At 71.5% G+C, this 22994-nt stretch carries 16 protein-coding genes and 1 pseudogene; 5 read left to right on the top strand and 12 right to left on the bottom strand.

Translation table 11 applies throughout. The features are described from left to right. The first annotated feature begins 128 nt into the window (after positions 1 to 128). Positions 129 to 3428 carry an amidohydrolase family protein gene (locus tag LIV37_RS39195; protein WP_121825012.1) on the top strand — a complete coding sequence of 1100 codons (3300 nt, stop codon included), beginning with the start codon at positions 129 to 131 and terminating at the stop codon, positions 3426 to 3428. 128 nt (positions 3429 to 3556) lie between these two features. Here LIV37_RS39195 and LIV37_RS39190 read toward each other — a convergent pair whose 3' ends face one another. The 6 genes and pseudogenes from LIV37_RS39190 to LIV37_RS39165 form a co-directional block, all read right to left on the bottom strand. Beyond that, a complete protein-coding gene (locus LIV37_RS39190) occupies positions 3557 to 4453 on the bottom strand; it encodes a Vgb family protein (protein ID WP_420834389.1) in 897 nt (298 codons plus the stop codon). 33 nt (positions 4454 to 4486) lie between these two features. Beyond that, positions 4487 to 5200 (bottom strand): annotated as a pseudogene (locus LIV37_RS39185) (alpha/beta hydrolase); the annotation flags it as partial. Positions 5201 to 5331: 131 nt separating this feature from the next. Next, positions 5332 to 6069, bottom strand: a complete 738-nt coding sequence (locus tag LIV37_RS39180) for a helical backbone metal receptor (RefSeq protein ID WP_121823990.1) — start codon at positions 6067 to 6069, stop codon at positions 5332 to 5334. Between the two features lie 131 nt (positions 6070 to 6200). Beyond that, on the bottom strand, positions 6201 to 7841 hold the full coding sequence (locus LIV37_RS39175) for a TROVE domain-containing protein (RefSeq protein WP_020872603.1): 1641 nt from the start codon (positions 7839 to 7841) through the stop codon (positions 6201 to 6203). Between the two features lie 404 nt (positions 7842 to 8245). Further along, complete coding sequence (locus LIV37_RS39170) at positions 8246 to 10867, bottom strand: ABC transporter permease/substrate binding protein (RefSeq protein ID WP_020872602.1); 2622 nt, start codon at positions 10865 to 10867, stop codon at positions 8246 to 8248. Then, the gene (locus LIV37_RS39165; protein ID WP_020872601.1) at positions 10860 to 12008 is read right to left on the bottom strand and encodes a quaternary amine ABC transporter ATP-binding protein; all 1149 of its coding nucleotides are present in this window, start codon (positions 12006 to 12008) and stop codon (positions 10860 to 10862) included. Before LIV37_RS39165 ends, LIV37_RS39170 begins: the two co-directional genes overlap by 8 nt. Positions 12009 to 12255: 247 nt before the next feature. On the opposite strand from LIV37_RS39165, the gene LIV37_RS39160 reads away from it, so the two are divergent. The 4 genes from LIV37_RS39160 to LIV37_RS39145 all read left to right on the top strand — a co-directional run bounded on the left by LIV37_RS39160 (position 12256) and on the right by LIV37_RS39145 (position 16918). After that, complete coding sequence (locus tag LIV37_RS39160; protein ID WP_020872600.1) at positions 12256 to 13167, top strand: 5'-3' exonuclease; 912 nt, start codon at positions 12256 to 12258, stop codon at positions 13165 to 13167. Positions 13168 to 13214: 47 nt separating this feature from the next. Next, complete coding sequence (locus tag LIV37_RS39155; RefSeq protein ID WP_020872599.1) at positions 13215 to 14096, top strand: siderophore-interacting protein; 882 nt, start codon at positions 13215 to 13217, stop codon at positions 14094 to 14096. A gap of 621 nt (positions 14097 to 14717) precedes the next feature. Further along, positions 14718 to 15500 carry an IPT/TIG domain-containing protein gene (locus tag LIV37_RS39150; protein WP_121823992.1) on the top strand — a complete coding sequence of 261 codons (783 nt, stop codon included), beginning with the start codon at positions 14718 to 14720 and terminating at the stop codon, positions 15498 to 15500. A gap of 155 nt (positions 15501 to 15655) precedes the next feature. Continuing rightward, positions 15656 to 16918 (top strand): IPT/TIG domain-containing protein, encoded by a 1263-nt coding sequence (locus tag LIV37_RS39145; RefSeq protein ID WP_121823993.1) that lies wholly within the window; start codon positions 15656 to 15658, stop codon positions 16916 to 16918. Between the two features lie 23 nt (positions 16919 to 16941). Here LIV37_RS39145 and LIV37_RS39140 read toward each other — a convergent pair whose 3' ends face one another. The 6 genes from LIV37_RS39140 to LIV37_RS39115 form a co-directional block, all read right to left on the bottom strand. Continuing rightward, positions 16942 to 19764 carry a DEAD/DEAH box helicase gene (locus LIV37_RS39140; protein WP_020872598.1) on the bottom strand — a complete coding sequence of 941 codons (2823 nt, stop codon included), beginning with the start codon at positions 19762 to 19764 and terminating at the stop codon, positions 16942 to 16944. Between the two features lie 186 nt (positions 19765 to 19950). Beyond that, positions 19951 to 20913, bottom strand: coding sequence for a twin-arginine translocase subunit TatC (gene tatC, locus LIV37_RS39135; protein WP_121823994.1), 963 nt, complete (start codon positions 20911 to 20913; stop codon positions 19951 to 19953). A 62-nt stretch (positions 20914 to 20975) separates the two neighbouring features. Next, positions 20976 to 21266 (bottom strand): Sec-independent protein translocase subunit TatA, encoded by a 291-nt coding sequence (gene tatA, locus LIV37_RS39130; RefSeq protein ID WP_044582155.1) that lies wholly within the window; start codon positions 21264 to 21266, stop codon positions 20976 to 20978. 297 nt (positions 21267 to 21563) lie between these two features. Beyond that, entirely contained in the window at positions 21564 to 21767 is a 204-nt protein-coding gene (locus tag LIV37_RS39125) for a hypothetical protein (RefSeq protein ID WP_020872595.1), read from the bottom strand. Between the two features lie 10 nt (positions 21768 to 21777). Beyond that, complete coding sequence (locus LIV37_RS39120) at positions 21778 to 22041, bottom strand: hypothetical protein (protein ID WP_044577890.1); 264 nt, start codon at positions 22039 to 22041, stop codon at positions 21778 to 21780. Next, on the bottom strand, positions 22034 to 22993 hold the full coding sequence (locus LIV37_RS39115; protein ID WP_121823995.1) for a helix-turn-helix transcriptional regulator: 960 nt from the start codon (positions 22991 to 22993) through the stop codon (positions 22034 to 22036). The genes LIV37_RS39120 and LIV37_RS39115 overlap by 8 nt, the downstream gene beginning before the upstream one ends. Between the last annotated feature and the right edge of the window lies 1 nt (position 22994).

Genomic DNA, 22994 nt, shown 5'->3' with positions numbered 1-22994 from the left:
ACTCGCACGACGCTTCGCTATCCACCAGCTCCCCCAACTCCCCCGGTTCGGAAGGCGCTTCCGGTTCGCCCACCTCGCTTGATTCGACCGGCGCTTCCGGCTCACCCGCCTCGGCGGCTGTCTTCGCCCTGTCGCGGCGGCGCTTTCTGCAGGCCGCCGCCGTGGGGACCACCGCCGTAGGGACCGCCGCCGCCACCGCGGCCACCCTGCCCTTCGAGGCGGCCGCCGCCGCACCGGCCCGGACGGGCTCGCTCTCCTTCACGGCCGCCACCAACGGCGCGGCGACCCTCTCCCCATCCGGCGACCGCCTGATCGCCGAGGTCCAGAACGTCCTGTGGTCGGTCGCCCGTAAGGGCGGCGAGGCCGTCGCGCTCACACCGGCCGATCTGGAGCCCACCCGGCCGGTGCACTCCCCCGACGGAAAGCTGCTGGCCGTCTGCGCCTACCGGGGTGGCGGATTCCACATCTGGACGCTGCGCCCCGACGGCTCCGGTTTGCGGCAGCGAACGGACGGTCCGTGGGATGACCGCGGCCCGGCGTGGTCGCCCGACGGCACCCGGATCGCCTTCGCCTCCGAGCGCGGCGGCGACCCCGTGGCGGGCAGCCCGTACCGGATCTGGGTGCTGGAGGTGGCCAGTGGTGAGCTCACCCGGCTCACCGGGGTGGACGGTCAGGACGGGCCGCTCCAGGACGGCGCCTGGGAGGACTTCGACCCCACCTGGTCCGCGGACGGCGAGCGGGTGCTGTTCGTGCGCGGCGCGCTCGCCGGGACGGCGCTGAACGCCCGTACGGTCGCCTCCGTACGGGCCGACGGCACCGGGCCCGTCACGACCGAGCGCACGGATCCCACCGCCGACGCCCAGGTGATGACCCCGTCCGTGTCGGCGGGCGGCCATCTCGCCTATCTGCGCACCACGGCCGCTCCCGCCGCCTCCTGCGTGCTGGTCGTGAACGGGGAGCCGGTGGCGATCACGGGCGATGTGCAGCCCGTGCCGCCCCGTTGGGTGTCGCGGGATGAGCTGCTGCTCACGGTGGACGGGCGGTTCCGGGTGTTCCGGGTGCCTTCGGCCATGCGGTCCGGCGCCGACGGAGACGGAGAGGCTGCCGGTGAGAGCGCTGCCCGGGCCGGGCGGGCCGGTGCTGATGCCGACCGTAAGGCGCTTGCCTACGAGGAGATCCCCTTCTCCGCCACCCTCCCCGTCGACCGGCCCCGGTATCGCGTCAAGCGGTACGACTTCGACGGTGGCGGGGTGCGGCCGGTGCGCGGGCTGCATCTGCCCGCGCTCTCTCCCGACGGCCGTAAGGTGGCCTTCGCCGCCCTCAACTCCCTCTGGGTCGCCGATGTCTCCGGCGGCCGGGCCCCGCGCCGGGTCGTACGGGCGGCCCCCACCCGCTATCTGCTGGCCCCCACCTGGACGCCCGACGGGCGCGCCCTGGTGTACGCCGACGACCGCGACGGGCTGCTGGCCGTGCGCCGCCGGGACCTGGCCTCGGGCGAGGAGACCGTGCTGACCTCCGGCGGCCGGGTGCATCCGGCGCTCTCCCCCGATGGCAAGCGGCTCGTCAGTGTCGACATGTCGGGAAACCTGGTCCTGCGCGACCTCGACGCCGGTACGGAACGGGTGCTCGCCGCGCCGATGGGCGCCGGAGGGCTGCCGGGCCGGCCGAGCTGGTCGCCCGACGGGCGCCATGTCGCCCTGTGCGATCGCAATCGCCTGAACCAGCGGTTCCGCGAGGGCTACAACCTGATCCGGGTGATCGACATCAGCACGGGTGCGGCCAGGCAGCACGCCGTCGCACCGCATACCTCCCTCTCCGACCGCTATGACTCCGGGCCGGTCTGGTCCCCCGATGGCCGCCATATGGCGCTCATCGTCGAGTCCGCCCTGTGGCTGCTGCCGGTGAGGGCGGATGGCACCCCCGACGGCGCGCCGCGCCGGCTGACCGACGAGGCCGCCGATCACCCCTCCTGGTCCGGGGACTCCCGCAGCGTCCTGTATCTCTCGGCCGGCCGGCTGCGGCTGCTGGACGTCAGGAGCGGCACCGCCCGGACGGTCCGTGTCCCGCTGGACCACCGGCGGCCGCGCCCCGCGGACACCGTCGTCCACGCCGGGCGGTTCTGGGACGGCACCGGCGACGAGGGCGGCGGCGCCGGTCGTGACGGCCGTAAGGGCGGCACGGTCCGCGAGGACGTGGACATCGTGGTGCGCGGCGGACGCATCGCGGCCGTGGAGGCACACCGGGCCGGGCGGCCCGCGAAGCGGCGCGTCGACGCCTCCGGCCGCACCGTGATCCCCGGGCTGTGGGACGCCCACACCCACCCCTGGCAGTACACCTATGGCGGCCGTCAGACCGCGCTGCAGCTCGCGTACGGCATCACCACCGCGGTCTCCCTCGGCGGGTTCGCCTATGAGCAGGCGCGCCTCAGGGAGGCCGTCGCGGCGGGCGCCCTGGCCGGGCCGCGGCTGCTGGCCACCGGCGAGCTGCTGGACGGGCCGCGCGTCGCGTACAGCATGGGCCGGGCGCATCGCACCCGCGACGGTCTGCGGCGCTCTCTGGCGCGCGGCGCCGCGCTCGACTGGGACTTCGTCAAGACCTATGTGCGCGCGCCGGGTTGGATCATGGAGGAGGCGGCCCGGTTCGCGCATGAGCGGCTCGGTGTGCGCACCGGCAGCCATCTGTGCTCACCCGGCATACAGCTCGGGCAGGACCTGACGACGCATCTGCAGGCCACCCAGCGGCTGGAGTACGGCCACGCCACGACGGCGACCGGGCACTCCCAGCAGGACCTGACGGAGATCTACACCGCGACCTCCGACTTCCGGCTCATCGCCACGCCGTTCACGGCCTCGCCCCTGGTCGGGGCGGATCCCTCGCTGGCGGAGGACGAGCGGGTCACCCGGCTGATGCCGCCGTGGGACACCGCGCTCGTACAGCAGCTCGCCGGGACGCCCCCGACCTCGGACCAACTGGCCACGCTGCGCATAGAGATCGGGGTCTACCAGCGGATCCTCGCCGGGGGCGGGGTGGTGGCCCTGGGGACGGACCAGCCGCTGGTGCCGGTGGGCCTCCATCTGCACATGGCGCTGCGCGCCCTGCACCGGTTCGGGCTGTCGCCGGAGGAGGCGCTGCGCACGGCGACCGTCCTCCCGGCACGGGCCTTCGGCGCCGACCGCGACCTGGGCACCCTGGAGGTCGGCAAGCTGGCGGACCTGACGGTCGTGGACGGCGATCCCTTCACGGACTTCGACTCGCTGGTACGGACGGTGTCGGTGTTGCGGGGCGGGATGCCGTACGAGCAGCGCGAGCTGGTCGAGTCCTTCCCGGGGGCCGGTGCCGCGGCGGCACCGCACGGGAAGTCGGCGGATGAGTGGCTGGAGGTGGGACGGCTGCTGCGGCGTGACTCCTGCTGCTCGGTGGACGGCTGAGGGTGATGGGGGGGGGGGGCGGGGGCTTCGGCCCCCGGCCCGGCCCGGCCCGCGCCGCCCCGCCCGGCCCCGCCCGGCCCTCGGCCATGCCCGGCCCTCGGCCATGTCGAGCCAGGTGTGCGGAAAGGTCACCGGGGGACGTCGAGCCTGGCCAGTGCTCCCGTCTCCAGGGCGCACCACAGCGCGCCGTCGTGCGCGGCGATTCCGTGCGGTTCGCAGTCGGCTCGGGGCAGGTCGTACGCCGTGATCCGGCCGTCCGTGGTGATGCGTCCGACCCCGCCGCGGCCCCATTCGGTGAACCACAGCGCCCCGTCCGGGCCGCTGGTGATGGCGTGCGGCCGGGCCTGCCGGTCGGGCAGCGGGTACTCGGTGACGGTTCCGTCCACCGTGACGCGGCCGATCTGGCCCGCGCCGATCTCGGTGAACCACAGGGCGCCGTCCGGCCCTTGGGCGAGGCCCACCGGCGCGGCGGCCTCGGTGGGCAGGGGGTGGGCGGTCGTATGGCCGTCCATGGCGATCCGGCCGATGGCGTTGCCCTGGTTGAGGGTGAACCACATGGCGCCGTCGGGCCCCGCCGCCATGGCGGACGGGAAGGCTCCGGGCGCGGGGTACTCGGTGATGCCGCCGTCCATGGTGATCCGCCCGATGCGGTCGGCGGCCGACAGCGTGAACCATATGGCCCCGTCCGGGCCCGCGGCGATCCCGTACGGCCCGCCGTCGGCGGTCGGCGGGGCGAAGGAGGAGGTCGTGCCGTCCGCCTCGATCCGGCCGATGCGGTGGGTGCCGTACTCGCTGAACCACAGGGCGCCATCGGGCCCTTGGGCGATCATCGTCGGCTTGGCTCCGACGGAGTGGACGGTGATCCGGCCGTCGGCGTCCCTGCGGCCGATCGCGCCCTGGTGGACCAGCGTGAACCACAGGGCGCCGTCGGGGCCGCCGGTGAGCGCGTAGGGACCCGCTTCCGGGTCGCTGACGGTGAAGACGCGGACCGGGTCGGCGAGCCACCGGCCGATCCGGTCCAGCAGTACCTCGCCCGGCTCGGACAGGTGGAAGGCGTGCCGCATGCCCTCGTACTCCTCCAGGCGCACGCTCACCCCGGCGGCGTCGGCCGCCTCGGCGAAGCGGCGGGCGTCGTCCAGGAGCACCTCGTCCGTACCCGCGGCGATCAGCAGCGGCGGCAGCCCACGTAGATCCCCGTACAGCGGCGACTGCGGGGCCCGGTCGGCGGGCGCGTCGGCCAGGTACTGGGCGCTGACGGAGCCGAGCACCGCCCGGCTCAGCACGTCCTTACCGTCGTTGGCGGCGATCGACGCACCCGTAAGGGCGAAGTCGGTGATGGGTGAGACGGCGATCGCGGCGGCGGGCCGCGGGCCTCCGGTCCGCTGGATCTCCAGCAGGGCGGAGAGCACCAGCGTGGCCCCGGCCGACTCCCCGGCGAGGACGACCTCGGCGGCCGGGACGCCGTCGTCCAGCACGCCGCGCCAGGCGGCCAGCACGTCCTCGAGGGCCGCGGGAAAGGGGTGTTCGGGCGCCAGCCGGTAGTCCACCCGCAGGGCGGGGCGTCCGGTCGCCTTCGACAGCCGGTAGGTCATCACCCGCTCGGCCTCGGGCATCGTGTGGGCGAACCCGCCGCCGTGCACATAGATCACCGCGCCGCCGCGTGCGCCGGGCGCGCGGACCCAGTCGCCCCGTACCTCGGCGTCGTCCGGCAGCGGGGCGGCGATCAGCGCGTCGGAGTGGTCGCGGACCGCTCGGGCCGCCTCGGGGTCCATGGGTACGGCGATGACGTTCAGCAACGGTCCTCCGTTGGAAGTGTTCCGGTGAAGATGTCCGGTGAGGTTGGTCCGGGCCGGTGAGGGCGGGCCGGATCGTCTTCCCCCAGACCGCCCCCGGCCCCTTACGGTCAGCGCGCCGCCGACAACGCGGCCGTAAGGACGGCGGGCGCCTCCGCCAGCGAGGGGCCGTACCAGGTGAGGTGACGGCCGCTGACCAGGGCCGCCGGGAGGCCGGGGAACGCCTCGGGGCCGTCGTCGGCCGTGAAGCGGTACGGCTCGTCGGGCAGCACCACCAGATCCGCCTCCCCCGCCGTCAGCTCCTGGATCGGGATCCGGGGATAGCGCTCGGGATGCGAGCTGTAGAGGTGCCGTACGCCCAGCCGGGCCAGGACGTCCCCGGCGAAGGTGTCCCGGCCCAGCACCATCCACGGACGCCGCCACACCGGTACGACGGCGTGCCGCACCGTGCCACCGGCCCGTGCGTCCGCCCAGGCGGCCTCGGCCTCGTCCAGCCAGCCGGGCCGGGCCAGTCCGCAGCCGCGCACCAGGACCCGTTCCAGCTCGGTGAACGCCTGTTCCAGGGTGCGCACTTCGGTCACCAGGACGTCGAGACCGGCGGCGCGCAGCGCGGCGAGGTCGGAGGGGCGGTTCTCCTCCTCGTTGGCGATCACGAGGTCGGGGGCGAGGGCGGCGATCCGGGCGGTGTCGGGGTTCTTGGTGCCGCCGATCCGCTCCGCGGTGAGGCCGGGCGGATGGGTGCACCAGTCCGTCGCCCCGGCCAGCAGCTCCGGCGCGGTGGCGGCGACGGCCTCGGTGAGCGAGGGCACGAGGGACACCACGCGCCGTACAGGGGTACGAGTGCTCATCGCCCCACCGTACGGCGCGACGAGGCGTATCCAGCCATGCGCCCGGCCGCCCCGATACCCACGCGCCCCAACGGCCGCGCTCCCATGTCCCTCGGCCGCCCCAATGCCCCGCCGCCCCACCGCCCGACCCCCTACGCCGCCTCCTGCGGCGTCTCCCACGGCCAGACGGTCCGGCCGCCATGGCCGCCATGGCCGCCATGGCCCCCACCGTCGCCGCCGTCGCCGCCGCAGCCCTCCGACAGCAGCCCGACCATCGTGAACAGCTTGTCGCTGAAGCCGCCGATCTCGTACCGGTTCGGCCGGCCGGTGTCGATGGACGTGGCCGCGTAGCCGGTGGTGTTGACGCCGAACACCGGCACCCGCGCCGGGACGGCCTCCGAGACCGGAGCGGACCGGCCGCGGCGCGCCTCCGCGAACGCCTGCATGTCCGAGACGATCACCACCCGGTCATGGCCGCGGTAGGCCGCCCGCAGCGCCGCACCCGTCTCCGTGCCGTGCCCGACCTCGCCGATCCGCCCGCAGAACGCCTCGATGTCGCGGAGCACCGAGCCGCCCGGGGTCAGCCGGTGGCCGAAGTGCCCGGAGGCGAAGCCGACCAGGTCCACCTGGCAGCCGCGGTGCGCGAGCGCGACCCCGAAGAGCGCGCCGACGTCCACATGGCGCACCTGGGAGCGGCTCGAGACCTGCGTCTGCATCGAGCCGGAGGTGTCGACGAGCACGAGGGTGCGGCCCGGCAGCGCCGGGACGGCCGCCGTGGACGCGGTCAGCGCCCGGTCCAGGGCGTGGCCCCAGCGCAGCGACGGCGCGGCCCGGTACGCGGACAGGAAGCGGTACGGGAACTGGCGGGAGCGGGCCACCTCCGCCGGGTCGGCCAGCCGTGCCGCGAACCGTTCGGCGACCGCGTCCGGCAGCCCGGCCTGGTCGAAGTTGCGCAGATTCCGCAGCAGCGCCATGTAGCCCATGGAGGGCAGCACGGCCTGCCAGGCCGGGGCGTCCATCGGCCCCTGAAGCCAGCCCGCGAGCGCCTCCCACGTCATGCCCGCCGTACGGAGCGCGTCGGCGGCGTCCGGCCGCTCCAGCACGGCGCGGCGCTCCCACTGCGGCAGGGCCGTCAGCCGGGCGCGGGCGCGCAGGGTGCGCAGCGAGACCGGGGGCGCGGCGTCCCGCTGGTGGCGGCGGTCGATGGCGTGCCGGAACAGCTCGCTCTGCCACGGCTTGTCGGGGTCCGGGGCGGCGTGCACCAGTTCCAGGACGTCGGCGAAGCGGAAGCCGTGGCTCTCGGTGTCGTACTTGAGCAGCGAGCGCTCGGAGTAGAGGCGGCGGACGGCGTCGGCGAGGCCGCGCTTGACCGGCTTGGGCAGCGCGCGGCCGTGGTGGGCGGTCCAGTAGGCGAGGAACTCACCGGGCTCGTCGGCGCGCAGACACGCGGCGGCGACGATGGGACGGTTGCCGCCGTGCAGCCCGGCCGCGAGACGTGCCGCGACGGCCTCGGCCGCGGCGACCAGCGCCGCGGTGCGCATGAGGGCCTCGGCGCGCAGCCAGCCGATGAAACGGGCGGTCCAGTCGGCGTCCTCGACGGCGACGGTGCGGACGAGAGTGCGGAAGCGGTCGTCGCGGTCGCCGGAGGGCTCGTAGAAGGTCTGCTCGCCGGCCATGTTCACCACGGCCAGCAGCACCAGTTCGGACTTGCTGTCGCGGGTGACGGCGGCGCCGCCCTCGTAGGTGGTCGTCGTGGCCCTGGTGCGCCGGAGGACGCGGTTGAACTTGGTCATGCGGTCATGCCTCTCCCCCGAGTGGGCATTGGGAGGAGGCGGCGCGCCGGTGCGTCGGCAGCGCCTGAGGTCAGGAGTGGGCGGCGGACCGTTCTGGAAGGGAAGTAACCGCGGCCCGCGCACCAGGCGCTCCGATGCCGTGCGCGCGCCTCCCGAGATCACAGTCGACGACGGTGTGTTTCCCACCCCGCACCGGGCGGAGTGTTTCAGGAATCGAACCCAAATCGACCGAAGTAACCGTCGTCTTCGCACCGGGAGGTGCGTTCACGGATACGACAGTAGGGGGCCGCCTCCCAGGCCGTCATCCGGTTTTCCGCCCCGCTGCGCGGCACCGCCCGCACAGCACGGCACCGCGGCCCGGAGCATGCGCTCCGGGCCGCGGTGTGTGTGGTGCGGACGGTGGGTCAGGAAGCCACCGGCGCCATCTTGTCGACGATGCCGGGGTGGGCGTCCATCCACTTCTGGACGCCCTTCTCCTCGTTGCCCTTACCGGCGTCCTGGATGGCCTGCTCCAGGCTCGCCAGCTCCTTCTCGGTCATGTGCCACTTCTTCAGCCACCCGTTGAACTCGGGGAACTTCTTCGGGAAGGACTTGTTGGCGAGAGTGTGGAGCTGGTTGCTGGCCCCGAACGCCTTCTTCGGGTCGGCGAGCTTGGTCAGCTTGTACTTGCTGTAGGCCCAGTGCGGGGTCCACAGGACCACGGCCACCGGCTCCTTCTTGGCGTACGACCGCTCCAGCTCGGCCAGCATCGCCGGCGAGGAGCCGTCACTGACCTTGTACTCCTTGTCCAGGCCGTACTCCTTGAGCACCTTGCCCTTCAGGAGCTTCATCTCACCGGTCCCGGGTTCGATACCGACGATCTTGCCGTCGAAGGTGCCGGACTTCCCCTTGAGGTCGGCGAGCGACTTCACGTCCTTGACGTAGGACGGCACCGCGATCTCCAGAGAGGTCTTGTCGTACCACGACCCGACGTCGACCAGGTTCTTCTTGTATCTGTCCCAGTACTGCTTCTGGGCGACCGGTAGCCAGCCGTCGAACTCGACGTCGACCTGTCCGGTGCTCATACCGGTGAACATCGAGCCGACGTCGTACTGCTTGATCTCCGGCTTGTAGCCACGCCGTTCGAGGACGTTCTTCCACAGGTAGGTGGTGGCGATGTCCTCGTCCCACGGGAAGTAGCCGATCATCGGCGCGGCGCCCGCGTCCTTGCCCTTCTGGTCGGCGCCGCCGGGCACCGGGGCGAGCTTGTTGGCGATGCCCGGGTTCTGCTTCAGCCAGGCGCGCACGCCCTGCTGCTCCTTGCCCTTACCGGCGTCCTGGATGGCCGACTCCAGGCTGGTGAGCTGCTTCTCGTCCAGCTTGAAGTTCTTGATCCACTTGGCGACCTGCGGGTTCTCCTTGGAGAAGCCCTTGCGCGCGAGGGAGTCGATGCGGTCGCCCTTGCCGAAGGCGCCCTTGGGGTCCTTCAGCTTGGTGAGCTTGTACTTGTCGTACGCCCAGTGCGGGGACCACAGGGTGACCGCGATCGGCTCCTTCTTGGAGTAGGAGCGGTCCAGCTGCGAGAGCATGGCCGCGGTGGAGCCCTTGACCAGGCTGAAGTTCTTGTTCAGCCCGTAGCCCGGCATGACCTTGTCCTGCATCAGCTTCATCTCACCGGCACCGGGCTCGATGCCGACGATCTTCTTCTTGAAGGTGCTGGACTTCTTCTCGAGGTCCTCAAGGGTCTTCACACCCTTGACGTACGAGGGGACCGCGACCTCCAGGGAGGTGGGGCCGTACCAGGAGCCGAGGTTCTCCAGCTTGCTCTTGTACTTCGACCAGTACGAGGCGTGGGTGGTGGGCAGCCAGGAGTCCGTCTCGAAGTCGATGTTGCCCGCGGCCATACCGGTGTACAGCGCGCCGACGTCGTACGACTGCACCTTGGGCTTGAAGCCGCGCTGCTCCAGGAGTTCCTTCCACAGGAAGGTGGAAGCGACGCCCTCGTCCCAGTTGATGTAGCCGATGTTGACCGACTGGCCCTTGCCGACGTTGGCGGAGACCTTGGGGCCCTCGTCGTCGCTGCCGAACATGCTCATGCCGCCGGCGACCAGCGCCAGGACGACCACGCCGACCATGGCGACGGAGGTCGCGGGGCGCCAGTGCAGCACCTTCAGACCGCTGAGCGCCTTGACCTTCTCCTTGGCCAGCGCGCGGCGGGCCAGCGGGGAGACGCGCTGATTGAGCGCGCTGGTCATCCGGTCCAGGTACATGGCCAGGATGACCACCGCGATGCCGCCCTCGAAGCCCATGGCGACGTCGACGGAGCTGATCGCCTGGAAGACGGTGGAGCCCAGGCCCTCGGCGCCGACCATACCGGCGATGACGACCATGGACAGTGCCAGCATGATCACCTGGTTGACGCCCGCCATGATGGTGGGCAGGGCCAGCGGAAGCTGGACGCGCATCAGGGTGCGGCGCGGATGGGTGCCGAAGGCGTCGGCCGCCTCGACCAGCTCCGCATCCACCTGCCGGATACCCAGCTCCGTCATGCGGACGCCCGGAGGCATCGAGAAGATGACGGTGGCGACGACACCGGGGACCACCCCGAGGCCGAAGAAGAAGATGCCGGGGATCAGGTAGACGAAGGCGGGCATCGTCTGCATGAAGTCCAGCACCGGACGGATCACGGCGCTCACCGCGCGGTTGCGCGAGGCCCAGATGCCGAGCGGCACCGCGAACACGATGGTGATCACACCGGCGACCAGCACCAGTGCGAGGGTGTTCATCGCCTCGCCCCACAACTCGATCGAGTCGATGAGGGCGAATCCCAGGAAGGCGAGCACGGCGGGCAGCAGCCCGCGCAGCCACCAGGCGAGCAGCGCCAGGATGCCCGCGAGCAGCAGCGGCTCGGGGCCGCTGAGCACCGTGTTCAACCCGTCGTACATGCCCTGGACGACGCTGGAGATGAAGTCGAAGAGCCAGCTCAGATTGTCTCGGAGCCAGTTGACGCCGGAGTTGATCCAGTCGCCGAGCTGAAGCCTAGGCACCGGTGATCACCTTCTTGGTGGTCTCGGGCGCGTCCGGAGAGCCACCGGACGGCGGCTGGGCCCCGTCGGGCCCGCCGTCCGGCTCGCCGAGGGCGGCGAGCAGCCGGGCGCGGGTGACGACGCCGGTGAGCGCGCCGTCGTCGCCGATCACGGCGACCGCGACGCCGCTGCGCGAGCAGGGCTGGAACAGCTCGATGATCGGGGTTCCCTCGGTGACGGTGGCGGGCGCGGCGGCCAGCACGTCCTCCGCGGTGCGGAGCGTGGTGCCGTCGTCGGTCTTGGTGCCCAGCACCTCGTCCGGCTCGGACATGATCGCGCCGGCGGTGAGCACCCGGCTGCGGTCCACGTCCTGGGTGAAGGAGGCGACGTAGTCGTTGGCGGGGGTGACCAGGATGTCCTCGGCGGTGCCGATCTGGACGATCTGGCCGTCGCGCATCACGGCGATGTGGTCGCCGAGCCGCATGGCCTCGTTCAGGTCGTGGGTGATGAAGACGATGGTCTTCTTGAGCCGCTTCTGGAGCTGGAGCAGCTGATCCTGCATATCGCGGCGGATCAGCGGGTCCAGCGCGCTGAAGGACTCGTCCATCAGCAGCATGTCGGCGTCGGTGGCCAGGGCCCGGGCGAGGCCGACGCGCTGCTGCATACCGCCGGAGAGCTCGTCGGGCCAGGACTTCTCCCAGCCGGCCAGGCCCACCAGCTCCAGCGCCTCGGTGGCGCGCCGGATGCGCTCCTCGCGCGGCACGGCCTGCACCTCGAGGCCGTAGGCGGCGTTCTCCAGGACGCTGCGGTGCGGGAAGAGGGCGAAGTGCTGGAAGACCATGCTGATCTTGCGGGACCGGACCTCGCGCAGACCCCTGGGGGTGAGCGCGGTCAGGTCGTCGTCGTCGAAGAGCACGCGCCCCGCGGTCGGCTCCAGCAGCCCGTTCAGCATCCGCAGCAGGGTGGACTTGCCGGACCCGGACAGACCCATGACGACGAAGATCTGGCCCGCCTCGACGGCGAAGGAGGCATCGATGACCGCTGCGGTCGTACCGTTCGCTCGGAGCTCCTCGCGGTCCGCGCCGCCTTCCAGCTGCGCCACCGCCTCATCGGGTCGTCTGCCGAACACCTTGTACAGGTGCTCGGCTCGCAATTTGGCCACATGTACCTCTCAGATCGCACCAAAAAACGACCCGCCACCCCCGCCGGCGGGTCGTGGAGCGGTACGGCATCGGACCGCTGACCGCCGCAATAGTTGAATCCAATAGTTGAATCACTGAACGGGTTCGCTCCGGGGGCGCGCCTGCCCCGATCGGTTTGGCGTAAACCAAACGGTGATCCACTTCACATTATCCTCGGGATCGGTGTCAGTGGGGTAGTGCATAGTCGGGTTCGTGACGCGACGCCTGATGCTCCTCGACACCGCCTCTCTCTACTTCCGAGCCTATTTCGGGGTCCCGGACTCGGTCCGGGCCCCCGACGGCACGCCGGTGAACGCCGTGCGGGGGCTCCTGGACTTCATCGCCCGGCTCGTCCAGGACCACCGCCCGGACGACCTGGTGGCCTGCATGGACTTCGACTGGCGCCCGGCCTGGCGGGTCGCCCTGATCCCCACCTACAAGGCCCACCGGGTGGCCGAGGAGGCCCCGGAGGGGGCCGGGGTGGACCAGGAGGAGGTGCCGGACACCCTCTCCCCGCAGGTCCCGGTGATCGACGAGGTGCTGGACGCGATCGGCATCGCCCGGGTCGGCGCCGCGGACTACGAGGCCGACGATGTGATCGGCACGCTCACCGGCCGGGCGGCCGGCCCGGTCGACATCGTCACCGGCGACCGCGATCTGTTCCAGCTGGTGGACGACGAGCGCGGGGTGCGGGTGCTCTACCCCGTCAAGGGCGTGGGCACCCTGCAGCTCGTCGACGAGTCCTATGTGCGCGAGAAGTACGGAGTGACCGGCCGGGGGTACGCGGAGCTGGCGCTGCTGCGCGGCGACCCCAGCGACGGCCTGCCGGGGGTGCCAGGCGTCGGCGAGAAGACCGCCGCCAAGCTGCTGGCCGCCCATGGTGACCTGGCCGGGATCATGGCCGCCGTCGACGACCCCGCCGCCAAGCTGACCCCCGCCCAGCGCAAGCGGCTGGCCGAGGCGCGGGCGTATGTCGAGGTCGCCCCGAAGGTGGTCCGTGTCGCCTCGGACGTGGCGCTTCCCGCCTTCGACCCGGCGCTGCCGAGGACGCCGCGCGACCCTGGAGCCGTGGCGGCGCTGGCGGAGCGCTGGGGATTGGGCGGATCTTTGCGCAGGTTGCTGTCCACTCTTGAGGAATGAGCTGTTAGGTTAGGTAAACCTAACTCTTGTTGATCAGGGAGGTCTCCATGGCGGACCGTCCGGCCCGTAAGACGCGCACGCCGCATCGCGCACAGGTGGTGCGCACCGACCGGCTGACCCCGCACATGGTGCGGGTCGTCCTGGGCGGCGACGGCCTCGCGGACTTCCATGCGGGCGAGTGGACCGATCACTACATCAAGCTGCTGTTCCCGACCGGGGGCGCCGTCTACCCCGAGCCGTTCGACCTGGAGCGGATCCGTGCCGAGTTCCCGCGCGAGCAGTGGCCGGTCACGCGGACGTACACGGTGCGGGCGTGGGACCCGGCCGCCCGCGAGCTGACGGTGGACTTCGTGACCCATGGCGACGAAGGGCTGGCCGGGCCGTGGGCCGCCCGGGTCCGGCCCGGCGAGGAGATCCACTTCATGGGGCCGGGCGGCGCCTACGCCCCCAGCACCGAGGCCGACTGGCATCTGCTCGCGGGCGACGAGAGCGCGCTGCCCGCGATCGCCACGGCGCTGGAGCGGCTCACCGACAGCCGGGCGGGTGGCGCGGCCGAGGTACCGGTGCACGTGTTCATCGAGGTGGCGGACGAGACGGAGGAGCTCAAGGTCACCGCGCCCGAGGGGGTCCAGGTGAGCTGGCTGCACCGGGGCGCCGCGCCGGTCGGCGAGACGCTGGTGGCGGCCGTACGGGGGCTGGAGTTCCCGCCCGGGCAGATGCACGCCTTCGTTCACGGCGAGGCGGGCTTCGTGAAGGAGATCCGCCGCCATCTGCGCCTGGAGCGCCAGATCCCGCGCGAGTGGCTGTCCATCTCCGGGTACTGGCGGCGCGGCCATGACGAGGACGGCTGGCAGGCGTCGAAGCGGGAGTGGAACCAGCAGGTCGAGGCGGAGCAGGAGAGCGCGGGGCCCGAGGAGGCCGCCGCGTAGGGGGACGCCGCCCAGGAAGTCGAAGTCGTCGCGCGGGGGGGGCGCGGCACAGGAGGCCGTCGCGTAGGCGAAGCGGCGCGTACGACCGTCAGGCCCCGGCCGGGAGCATCCGGCCGGGGCCTTCGCGTGCCCCGGTGACGAGCCGGGGCCGTCGCGTATCCCGGCCTCGGCGGGGACGGCAGAGCAACCGGCATCGCTCCGGCGGCGCGGAGGGCGCACTCCGGCTCACGGGAGCCCACCACGGAGGCTTGACATATCGTCATATGAGCTCCGTTCGAGCCTTTTTCGCACCTTCCGCACCTATCCCACTTTTGGTTCACTCACATCGAGCGAGAGTTTCGGCACCACGGTGACCTCGGCGCCGACCCGTTCCACGCATGACTCGCCCCATTACGGCCGGCACCCGGGCACGAGTCGAGTCCCTCTCAAGTCGCCATCACCGGTCTTGCGGTCCCCGCTGAAAGCCGTGGCGTCCCAGGCCCCCGAGGATCCGTCTCCCCTTCCACCCCTCCGCTTCCACCCCTCCGCGCGACGGAAGCCGGTGCGGGCAACGGCCACGTGCCCATCCCTCCTCTCTCGGCACACCCGCCCACAGCAAGACGATCGAACAGGAGAAAACTCATGCCCATCACCTCCCTCACCCCCAGCCAGGGCACGGTCGGCACCACTGTCAACATCAATGGCACATCGCTGGGCACGACCATCTCGGTGAACTTCGGCGGCGCCGTCGTCAGCCCGACGGCGGTCTCCAACACCGTGGTCACCTTCGTGGTTCCCTCCTCCGCGCCGTGTTCGGGTCAGGTCTCGGTCAGTACCAACCTGTCGAACGGGACCAGGACCAACGCGGTGCCGTTCTTCGTCATCGTGCGGCCGACGACCACCGGGCTGGACGAGACCTGCCTGCCCGCCGCCGGTGGCTCGATCACGGTCTTCGGCACCGGCTTCGCGGCCGGGGGCACCGTCAACGTGGGCGCGCTCACTCCGGTCGCGTTCGCCGCCGGCGGCAGCAACACCCAGGTCACCGTCACGGCCCCGGCCCACACCCCGGCCGGCTGCTTCGACACCCAGCAGGTGACGGTCACCACGGTCGGCGGCACGGGCACCGCGGGCACCACCCTGATCGACTACTACAACGCGCCGACTCTGACCGCCGCCACGCTGACCCCTGCCACGGGCGCGGCGGGGACCGAGACCACCATCTCCGGCGCCACCTGCCTCATCGGCATCACCGACGTCACGTTCACCGACTCGGCCGCCACCGCGTTCACGGGTCTGCCCTTCACGCCCATCGACGCCACGTCCATCGTCACCGCGGTGCCCGCCGCGGCGGCCGCGGGCGCGGGAGCCTTCACGATCACCACCTGTGGCGGCACATCCGGCCCCGGCGCCTTCACCGTCACCTGATCCACCGACCGTGGGCGGGCAAGCCCCGCACGGTCATCCCCGGGTCAGTCAGTACCCCGCATGGCACACGGTGATTTCCGATCCCCCGTGCCCTGACCGACGTCCCGCCGGTCAGGGCACGGCCGTCCGCACGGCTCAAGAAGGAGAAGGGCATCATGGCCCCCGTAGTGACCAGCGTCAGCCCCACACAAGGCAATCCGGCCGGGGGCACCCCTGTCACCATCAATGGTTCCGGCTTCATAGGCGCCACCGTGGTCAGGTTCGGCCCGAATCTCGCCTCCAATGTGGTCGTCGTGAGCGCCACACAGATCACGGCAAGGACTCCGCCGGGAAGCGGCACGGCCAAGGTCACGGTCACGGGGCCGACGGGCACCAGCACCCAGAACGTGTTCTTCACCTATACGACGGTCGCGGCTCCGGTGCTCACCGCGCTCAGCCCGGCCTCGGGGCCCACCGGCGGCGGCAATACGGTCACCATCACCGGCACCAACCTCACCGGGGCCACCCAAGTCCTCTTCGGCGCCACCCCCGCCACCATCCTCACCAACACCCCCACCCAACTCACCGCCACCGCCCCCGCAGGCACCGGCACCATCAACGTCACCGTCACCACCCCAGCCGGCACCAGCAACCCACTCCCCTACACCTACACCACCACCCCCGCCCCCACCCTCACCAACCTCACCCCCACCTCAGGACCCACCTCCGGCGGAAACACCATCACCATCACCGGCACCAACCTCACCAGCGCCACCCAAGTCCTCTTCGGCGCCACCCCCGCCACCATCCTCACCAACACCCCCACCCAGATCACCGTCAGCGCGCCGGCGGGACCGGCGTCGGTGGTGAACGTGACCGTCACCACGCCGGGGGGCATCAGCAATCCGCTGTCGTACATCTATGTCGCCGCCCCGGTCGTCACCGGTGTGAGCCCGCAGTTCGGTCCGGACACCGGCGGTAACTCCGTCACCATCACCGGCAGCGGCCTGGCCCTGGCCAGCGCCGTCAACTTCGGCCCCAGCCTCGCCACCGGCTTCACCGTGATCTCCGACAACCAGCTGACGGCGACCGCTCCTCCCGGCACCGGCACGGTCGTGGTCACCGTGACCACGCCGGGTGGCACCAGCACCCTGGGCCCGGGAAACCCGTACTACACCTATCTCGGCACCCCGGTGATCAATTCGCTGATCCCGGACGAGGGTTCGTCATTGGGCGGCGACTCGGTCACGATCAACGGCTCCAACCTCACCTACACCGACTCCGTGACCTTCGGGGGAGTCCCGGCCTCCTTCAGCGTCCTCTCGGACAACCTGACCGTGGCGACGGCTCCGGCGCACGCGGCCGGAACCGTCAATGTTCAGCTCCACACCCCCGCGGGCAACAGCAACACCCTCCCCTTCACCTACGATCCGGCCTGAGCGCACCGCTGCGGGCGACGGGCTCAGCCGACCGAGGAGTACGCCACGACTCCGCGCAGCAGCCCGTCGACCGCACGGCGGGCGCTGCGCGCCACGGTGCCCTCGGGGGCCGCCGCGGCGATCTGGCCGAGCACATCGATCAGTTGCTTGGTCCAGCGCACGAAGTCACCGGCTGGCACGTCGATTTCGCGCAGCACCTCGTCGAGCCCATGGCCGGAGGCCCAGCGGTAGGCGGCCCAGGCGAAGCCCAGGTCCGGTTCGCGCTGGCCGACGCCCTCCGCCTGGTTGATCTTGTGCTGCTCCTCCAGGGCGTCCAGCCGCCCCCATATGCGCACCATCTCGCCGAGCGCGTCCTTGGCCCGGCCCGTGGGCAGCTTGGGCGGCAGCGCGTCATCGGCCGTCCGCGCCTCGTAGACCAGCGCGGAGGCGCAGGCCGCGAGCTCGGCGGGGGGCAGCCCCTCCCAGACGCCCTCCCGCAGGCATTCGCTGGCCAGCAGGTCCAGCTCGCCGTACAGCCGCGCCAGCCGTCTGCCCTCGTCCGTGACCTCGTCGCCGCGCAGATAGCCGAGCTCGCTCAGCAGGGAGCAGATCCGGTCGAAGGTGCGGGCGATGGTGTTCGTACGGCCCTCGATGCGCCGCTCCAGCTGCCGGGTGTCGCGCAGCAGCCGGTGGTAGCGCTCGCCCCAGCGGGCGTGGTCCTCGCGGTCGCTGCAGCCGTGGCAGGGGTGGGCGCGGATGGCCGCGCGCAGCCTGCTGATCTCGGTGTCGTCGGCGGCGGCTGAGCGCTCCTTGCGGTGGCGCCGCATATCGTGGTGGCCGGCCTTGGTGCGCAGCGCGGACGCCAGGTCGCGGCGCGACTGGGGGCTGCGCGGATTGAACGACTTGGGGATCCGCATCCGGTCCAGCGGCTCGACCGGGACCGGGAAGTCGATCGACGCCAGCCGCTTGACCTGCCGCTCGGCGGTGAGCACCAGGGGCCGCGGCCCGTCGTGGTACTCCATGCCGCGGTGGCCGCCCACCCGCCCGGCGGGCAGCCCGGGGTCCAGCACCAGGGCGAGCCCGGCGAACTTGCCGGTGGGCACGTGGATGACATCGCCGGGGCGGAGCTTCTCCAGGGCGACCGCGGCGGCCGCGCGCCGCTGGGCCGCGCCCTGCCGGGCCAGTTCGGTCTCGCGGTCCTTGAGCTCGCGGCGCAGTCGCGCGTACTCGTCGAAGTCGCCGAGGTGGCAGGTCATGGAGGCGCGGTAGCCCTCGAGGCCCTCCTCGTTGCGCTGCACCTGACGGGAGATCCCGACGACCGCCTTGTCGGCCTGGAACTGCGCGAAGGAGGTCTCCAGCAGCTCGCGCGAGCGGTGCCGCCCGAACTGGGAGACCAGGTTGACCGCCATGTTGTACGACGGCTTGAAGGAGGAGCGCAGCGGATACGTGCGGGTGCCGGCCAGCCCGGCGAGCGCCGCGGGGTCCATGGTGCGCTGCCACAGCACCACCGCATGGCCCTCGACGTCGATACCGCGCCGCCCGGCGCGGCCGGTCAACTGGGTGTACTCACCGGGGGTGATGTCGACGTGCTGCTCGCCGTTCCACTTGACGAGCTTCTCCAACACCACCGAGCGGGCGGGCATGTTGATGCCGAGGGCGAGGGTCTCGGTGGCGAAGACCGCCTTGACCAGGCCGCGGACGAAGAGCTCCTCGACGACTTCCTTGAAGGTGGGGAGCATTCCGGCGTGGTGGGCCGCGATGCCCCGCTCCAGGCCCTCCAGCCATTCGAAGTACCCCAGCACATGGAGGTCTTCGTCGGGGATCCCGGCGGTGCGCTCCTCGACGACGGCCCGCACCTGGGAGCGCGCCGACTCGTCGTTGAGCCGCAGCCCCGCGTGGAGGCACTGCTGGACGGCGGCCTCGCAGCCGGCCCGGCTGAAGATGAAGGTGATGGCCGGAAGCAGCCCCTCGGCGTCGAGCCGGTCGATCACCTCGGGGCGGCCGGGGGTCCAGATCCGGCTGCGCTGGCGGCGCTCGCGCTCCCGGTCGGCCTCGCGCATATTGCGGCCGCGGCGCTTGTCACGGCCGAAGGAGGGGCGGCTGTTCTCCATCCGGGCCAGCCGGACCAGATCGGGGTTGACCTCGCGGCGTCCGCCCTGGTCGCCGTCCTGGCCGCTCTTCTCCTCGAACAGGTCGTACATCCGGCGCCCGGCCAGCACGTGCTGCCACAACGGCACCGGACGGTGCTCGGAGACGATGACCTCGGTGTCGCCGCGGACGGTGTCCAGCCAGTCGCCGAACTCCTCGGCGTTGGAGACGGTCGCGGAGAGTGACACCAGCGTCACCGACTCGGGGAGGTGGATGATGACCTCCTCCCAGACGGCGCCCCGGAACCGGTCGGAGAGGTAGTGGACCTCGTCCATCACCACATGGCCGAGGCCGAGCAGCGACTGGGAGCCGGCATAGAGCATGTTCCGCAGCACCTCGGTGGTCATCACGACCACCGGTGCCTCGGAATTGACGCTGTTGTCGCCGGTGAGCAGGCCGACCTGGTCGGCGCCGTAGCGCTTCACCAGGTCGGTGTACTTCTGGTTCGACAGCGCCTTGATGGGCGTGGTGTAGAAGCACTTGCGGCCCTGGGTCAGCGCCAGGTGGACGGCGAACTCGCCCACGATGGTCTTGCCCGAGCCGGTGGGAGCGGCGACCAGCACACCCTTGCCGCTCTCCAGGGCCTTGCACGCCTCGATCTGGAACGGGTCCAGCTCGAAGTCGTACATCTCGCGGAAGGGGGCCAGCGCGGTGGCCTGCTCGGCGGCCCGGTCGCGGGACGCCGCATAGCGCTCGGCGGGAGATAGCTCGTCGGTCATCGTATCTACGAGCCTACCGGCCACCTCCGACAGCGCACGCGATCTTTATCGGGGCTTTGTTCGGCCCACCGGCCGGGCCGCTCACCGAGCCGCCCGCCGGGCCGTCCGATGGACGGCCGCGGGCGGGCGGGTATGGGCGGGTACGGCCGGATATGACCGGATATGACTGCGTACAGCCGGGTACGGCTATGTGACGTCGTCGTAGCCGTTGCGCCGGGCGGGGCCGGAGTCGTCCCCGTCGGTGAGCTCCGGCGCGGCGCTGGGCGCGGCCACGGCCTCGGGGGTCAGATCCAGCTGGGACGCCTCGTCGTCGCTCAGCCCGAAGTCCGGGTCGGCGGCCCGGCGGCGCGCCCTGCGCCGGTCGTTGAGCAGCGAGACGCCCACGGCACCGAAGTAGAGCACGACGACCGGCCCGGCCAGGGCGAACATGCCGATCGGGTCGGTGCTGGGAGTGGCGATGGCGCCGAAGACCGTGATCCCCATGATCATGGCGCGCCACCAGCCGAGCATCCGGCGTCCGCTGAGGACGCCGGTGAAGTTCAGCAGTATCAGCAGCAGCGGGAGCTCGAAGGCGAGCCCGAAGACGACGACCATCCGGGCGAGCAGATCGAGGAAGTCGTCCAGTGGGAGGAGGTTGCTGACCCCGCCCGGGGTGAAGCCGAGGAGGACCTTGGCGCTGGTCGGCAGGATCATGTACGCGAAGTACGCGCCACAGACGAAGAGCGGTACGCCGAGTCCGACGAAGAACAGGCCGTACTTCTTCTCATTGCGGTGGAGCCCGGGTGCGAGGAAGGCCCACAACTGGTACAGCCAGATCGGGGTGGCCACCACCACACCGGTCATGAAGGAGACCTTCAGCATGATCGTGAACGGCGACAGCAGACCATTGGTGGTGAAGTTCGCACAGGGGCCACCGCCACTCCCCTTGTCCGAGAGGCTGGAGAGCGTGACATCGCCACAGCCGACGGAGTCCAGCACCGGCTGCATCAGGAACTCGGCGATGTCCATGTAGTAGAACATCGCGACGATGGTGACCACACAGATCGCCAGGACCGATTTGAGCAGCCGGTTGCGCAGCTCACGCAGATGCTCGGAGAGGGGCATCCGCCCCTCGGGGTCCTTCTCCTTTTTGCGGGCAGACTTGAGCAACCCACGTCCTCATCTCGTGCGTCCGGTGGCGGCCCTTCGCGCCGCCTTCAAGTGGCCCTGGGTCAGCGCTTGGTGGTGTCGCTCGGCTCCGACACCGGGCGCGAGCTGGTCACGTCTCCGGGCGCGGCCTGGATGGTGCGGTGAGTGGCGTCGTCCTGACCGGGGTGGGGCGGGTCGGCCGGAGCGTTCTGCTGCTGCTGACCGTCCGACTTCATGGCCTTCGCCTCGCTCTTGAGGATCCGGGCCGACTTGCCCAGCGAGCGCGCCATGTCCGGAAGCTTCTTGGCACCGAACAGCAGCAGCACGACGACAAGGATGAGGAGAATCTCGGGAACGCCGATCTTTCCGAACAGCATAAGCGTCTACCTTCTCACCGAGGCGGCTGGGGGTGGGGCTGCCCGACCGGTCGGACAGGTGTCCGGCAGCCGTGCTGTCAGCGATCGTAGCGCGCGGGGGTAAACCGGAAGCAATCCCCGTGCGGACTCCGGGTTGCGGCCCTCCGCCTCGTTTCCGGGGCCACGAAATCTCAGCGTACCCCGCTTGGCTGTGGGGCAGCAGAGTGCCCATCAGCGGCGAACCTCACCGCCGACGCGGCGCGAGCCCTCACCGCCGACGCAGAGCGACCCCTCACTGCCGACGCAGAGCGGCTGTCACTGCCGACGCAGCGCGTCGACGGTCGACCCCAGCGGAGCCGAGGCCCGCTCCAGGTCCTCCGCGGCCCGGGTGATCCGCTCCGAGCTGTCCGACACCTGCCGGGCCAGCCGGCGGACCTCGGCGTAGACCCGCACCGAGAGCACGGCGAGAACGGCGATTCCGCAGAAGGCGAGGGCGAGGGCGAGCATCGGCCAGAGCATGCGGCAGAGCCTAGACGGTGGAGTGCAGCCTCAGTGTACGCACCCCGCCACCGGTGAGCAGCTCCACGATCCGCTCCCCCGCCGGTTTGCGCACCGCGGTTCCGCAGTCGGGGCAGGTGAAGGAGTAGAAGGTGGTGCGGTGGCTGGCCCCAATGGCCAGCCGCAGGGCGCCCGCGGCCAGCTCGAACCGGCCGCGGCACTGCGGACAGGCTGCCTTGAAGATCACCGACGTGGCACTCCCCCGTGCGGTCACTGTGTGCGTCCCTTCACTCACCGTACGCCGCGAGCGCCTGCCGCGCCGCGTCCCGAGCACTGTCCGACAGCTCCTGCGGCGAGACGATCCTGCCGTCCCTGCCCAGCCGCAGCGCCAGGCGCCGCAGCGAGCCGGGGTCGGGCGCGCGCAGCGTGATCCGGAGGCCGCCGTCGGGCAGCTCATCGGCGCTGTCGTGCGGGTAGTACTCGGCGACCCAGCGCCCGCCGGGGCCGACCTCGACGACCACCTCGGGGTCCTCGGCGCCGGTCTGCACCAGGGCGGAGGACAGCTCCGACAGGTCGCGCAGCTCGATCGGCGGCGGGTCGGACGCCTCGTCCAGCAGCTTGATCTCGACGACCCGGTCCAGCCGGAAGGTCCGCCGCGCCTCGGAGAGGCGGCACCACGCCTCCATGTAGGTGCGGCCGACGGCGAAGAGCCGGATCGGGTCGACCTCGCGCTCGGTGACCTCGTCACGCGCGGGTGAGTAGTAGCGCAGCCACAGCCTGCGGCGCTCGGAGATGGCGCGGTCGACGTCGGCGAAGACCCCGCCCTCCGATTCGAAGATCACCGAGAGCCGGGAGCTGGCGCCCGCCGCCTCGCCCGCCGCGGCCTCCAGCTTGGCGGTGGCCCGCAGCAGCGCGTCCCGGTCGCCCTCGCGCAGCCCGGGGAGGGTGGCGACGGCGCGGGCGGCGACCAGCAGCGCGGTGGCCTCGTCGGCGGCCAGCCGCAGCGGCTCGGCCACGTCATCGGGGTTGTGCCACCAGATCCGCTCTCCGTCGGTGTCGATGTCCAGCAGGTCGCCGCCGCGGAAGCTGGTGCCGCACAGCGGCAGCACATCCAGGTCGGCGATCAGCTCGTCCTCGCTGATGCCGAAGGCCCGGGCGACGTCGGCGACGCGGGCGCCGGGGCGCTCGCGCAGATACGTCACCAGGGAGAGCATCCGCCGAGTCTGGTCAATGGCGTTTCCGGCCATG

Origin of the sequence: Streptomyces rapamycinicus NRRL 5491, from assembly GCF_024298965.1 — a bacterium.
In the GTDB taxonomy this organism is placed as follows: Bacteria; Actinomycetota; Actinomycetes; order Streptomycetales; family Streptomycetaceae; genus Streptomyces; species Streptomyces rapamycinicus.
The sequence above is the reverse complement of the archived record's forward strand: the minus strand, read 5'-3'. Positions and strand labels throughout refer to the sequence as shown.

Bases quoted from the DNA above. Each gene is read 5' to 3' on its own strand.
- LIV37_RS39180 (WP_121823990.1), bottom strand. From the start codon at position 6,069: ATGAGCACTCGTACCCCTGTACGGCGCGTGGTGTCCCTCGTGCCCTCG.
- LIV37_RS39175 (WP_020872603.1), bottom strand. From the start codon at position 7,841: ATGACCAAGTTCAACCGCGTCCTCCGGCGCACCAGGGCCACGACGACC.
- LIV37_RS39160 (WP_020872600.1), top strand. From the start codon at position 12,256: ATGCTCCTCGACACCGCCTCTCTCTACTTCCGAGCCTATTTCGGGGTC.
- LIV37_RS39155 (WP_020872599.1), top strand. From the start codon at position 13,215: ATGGCGGACCGTCCGGCCCGTAAGACGCGCACGCCGCATCGCGCACAG.
- LIV37_RS39150 (WP_121823992.1), top strand. From the start codon at position 14,718: ATGCCCATCACCTCCCTCACCCCCAGCCAGGGCACGGTCGGCACCACT.
- LIV37_RS39145 (WP_121823993.1), top strand. From the start codon at position 15,656: ATGGCCCCCGTAGTGACCAGCGTCAGCCCCACACAAGGCAATCCGGCC.
- LIV37_RS39140 (WP_020872598.1), bottom strand. From the start codon at position 19,764: ATGACCGACGAGCTATCTCCCGCCGAGCGCTATGCGGCGTCCCGCGAC.
- LIV37_RS39125 (WP_020872595.1), bottom strand. From the start codon at position 21,767: ATGCTCTGGCCGATGCTCGCCCTCGCCCTCGCCTTCTGCGGAATCGCC.
- LIV37_RS39115 (WP_121823995.1), bottom strand. From the start codon at position 22,993: ATGGCCGGAAACGCCATTGACCAGACTCGGCGGATGCTCTCCCTGGTG.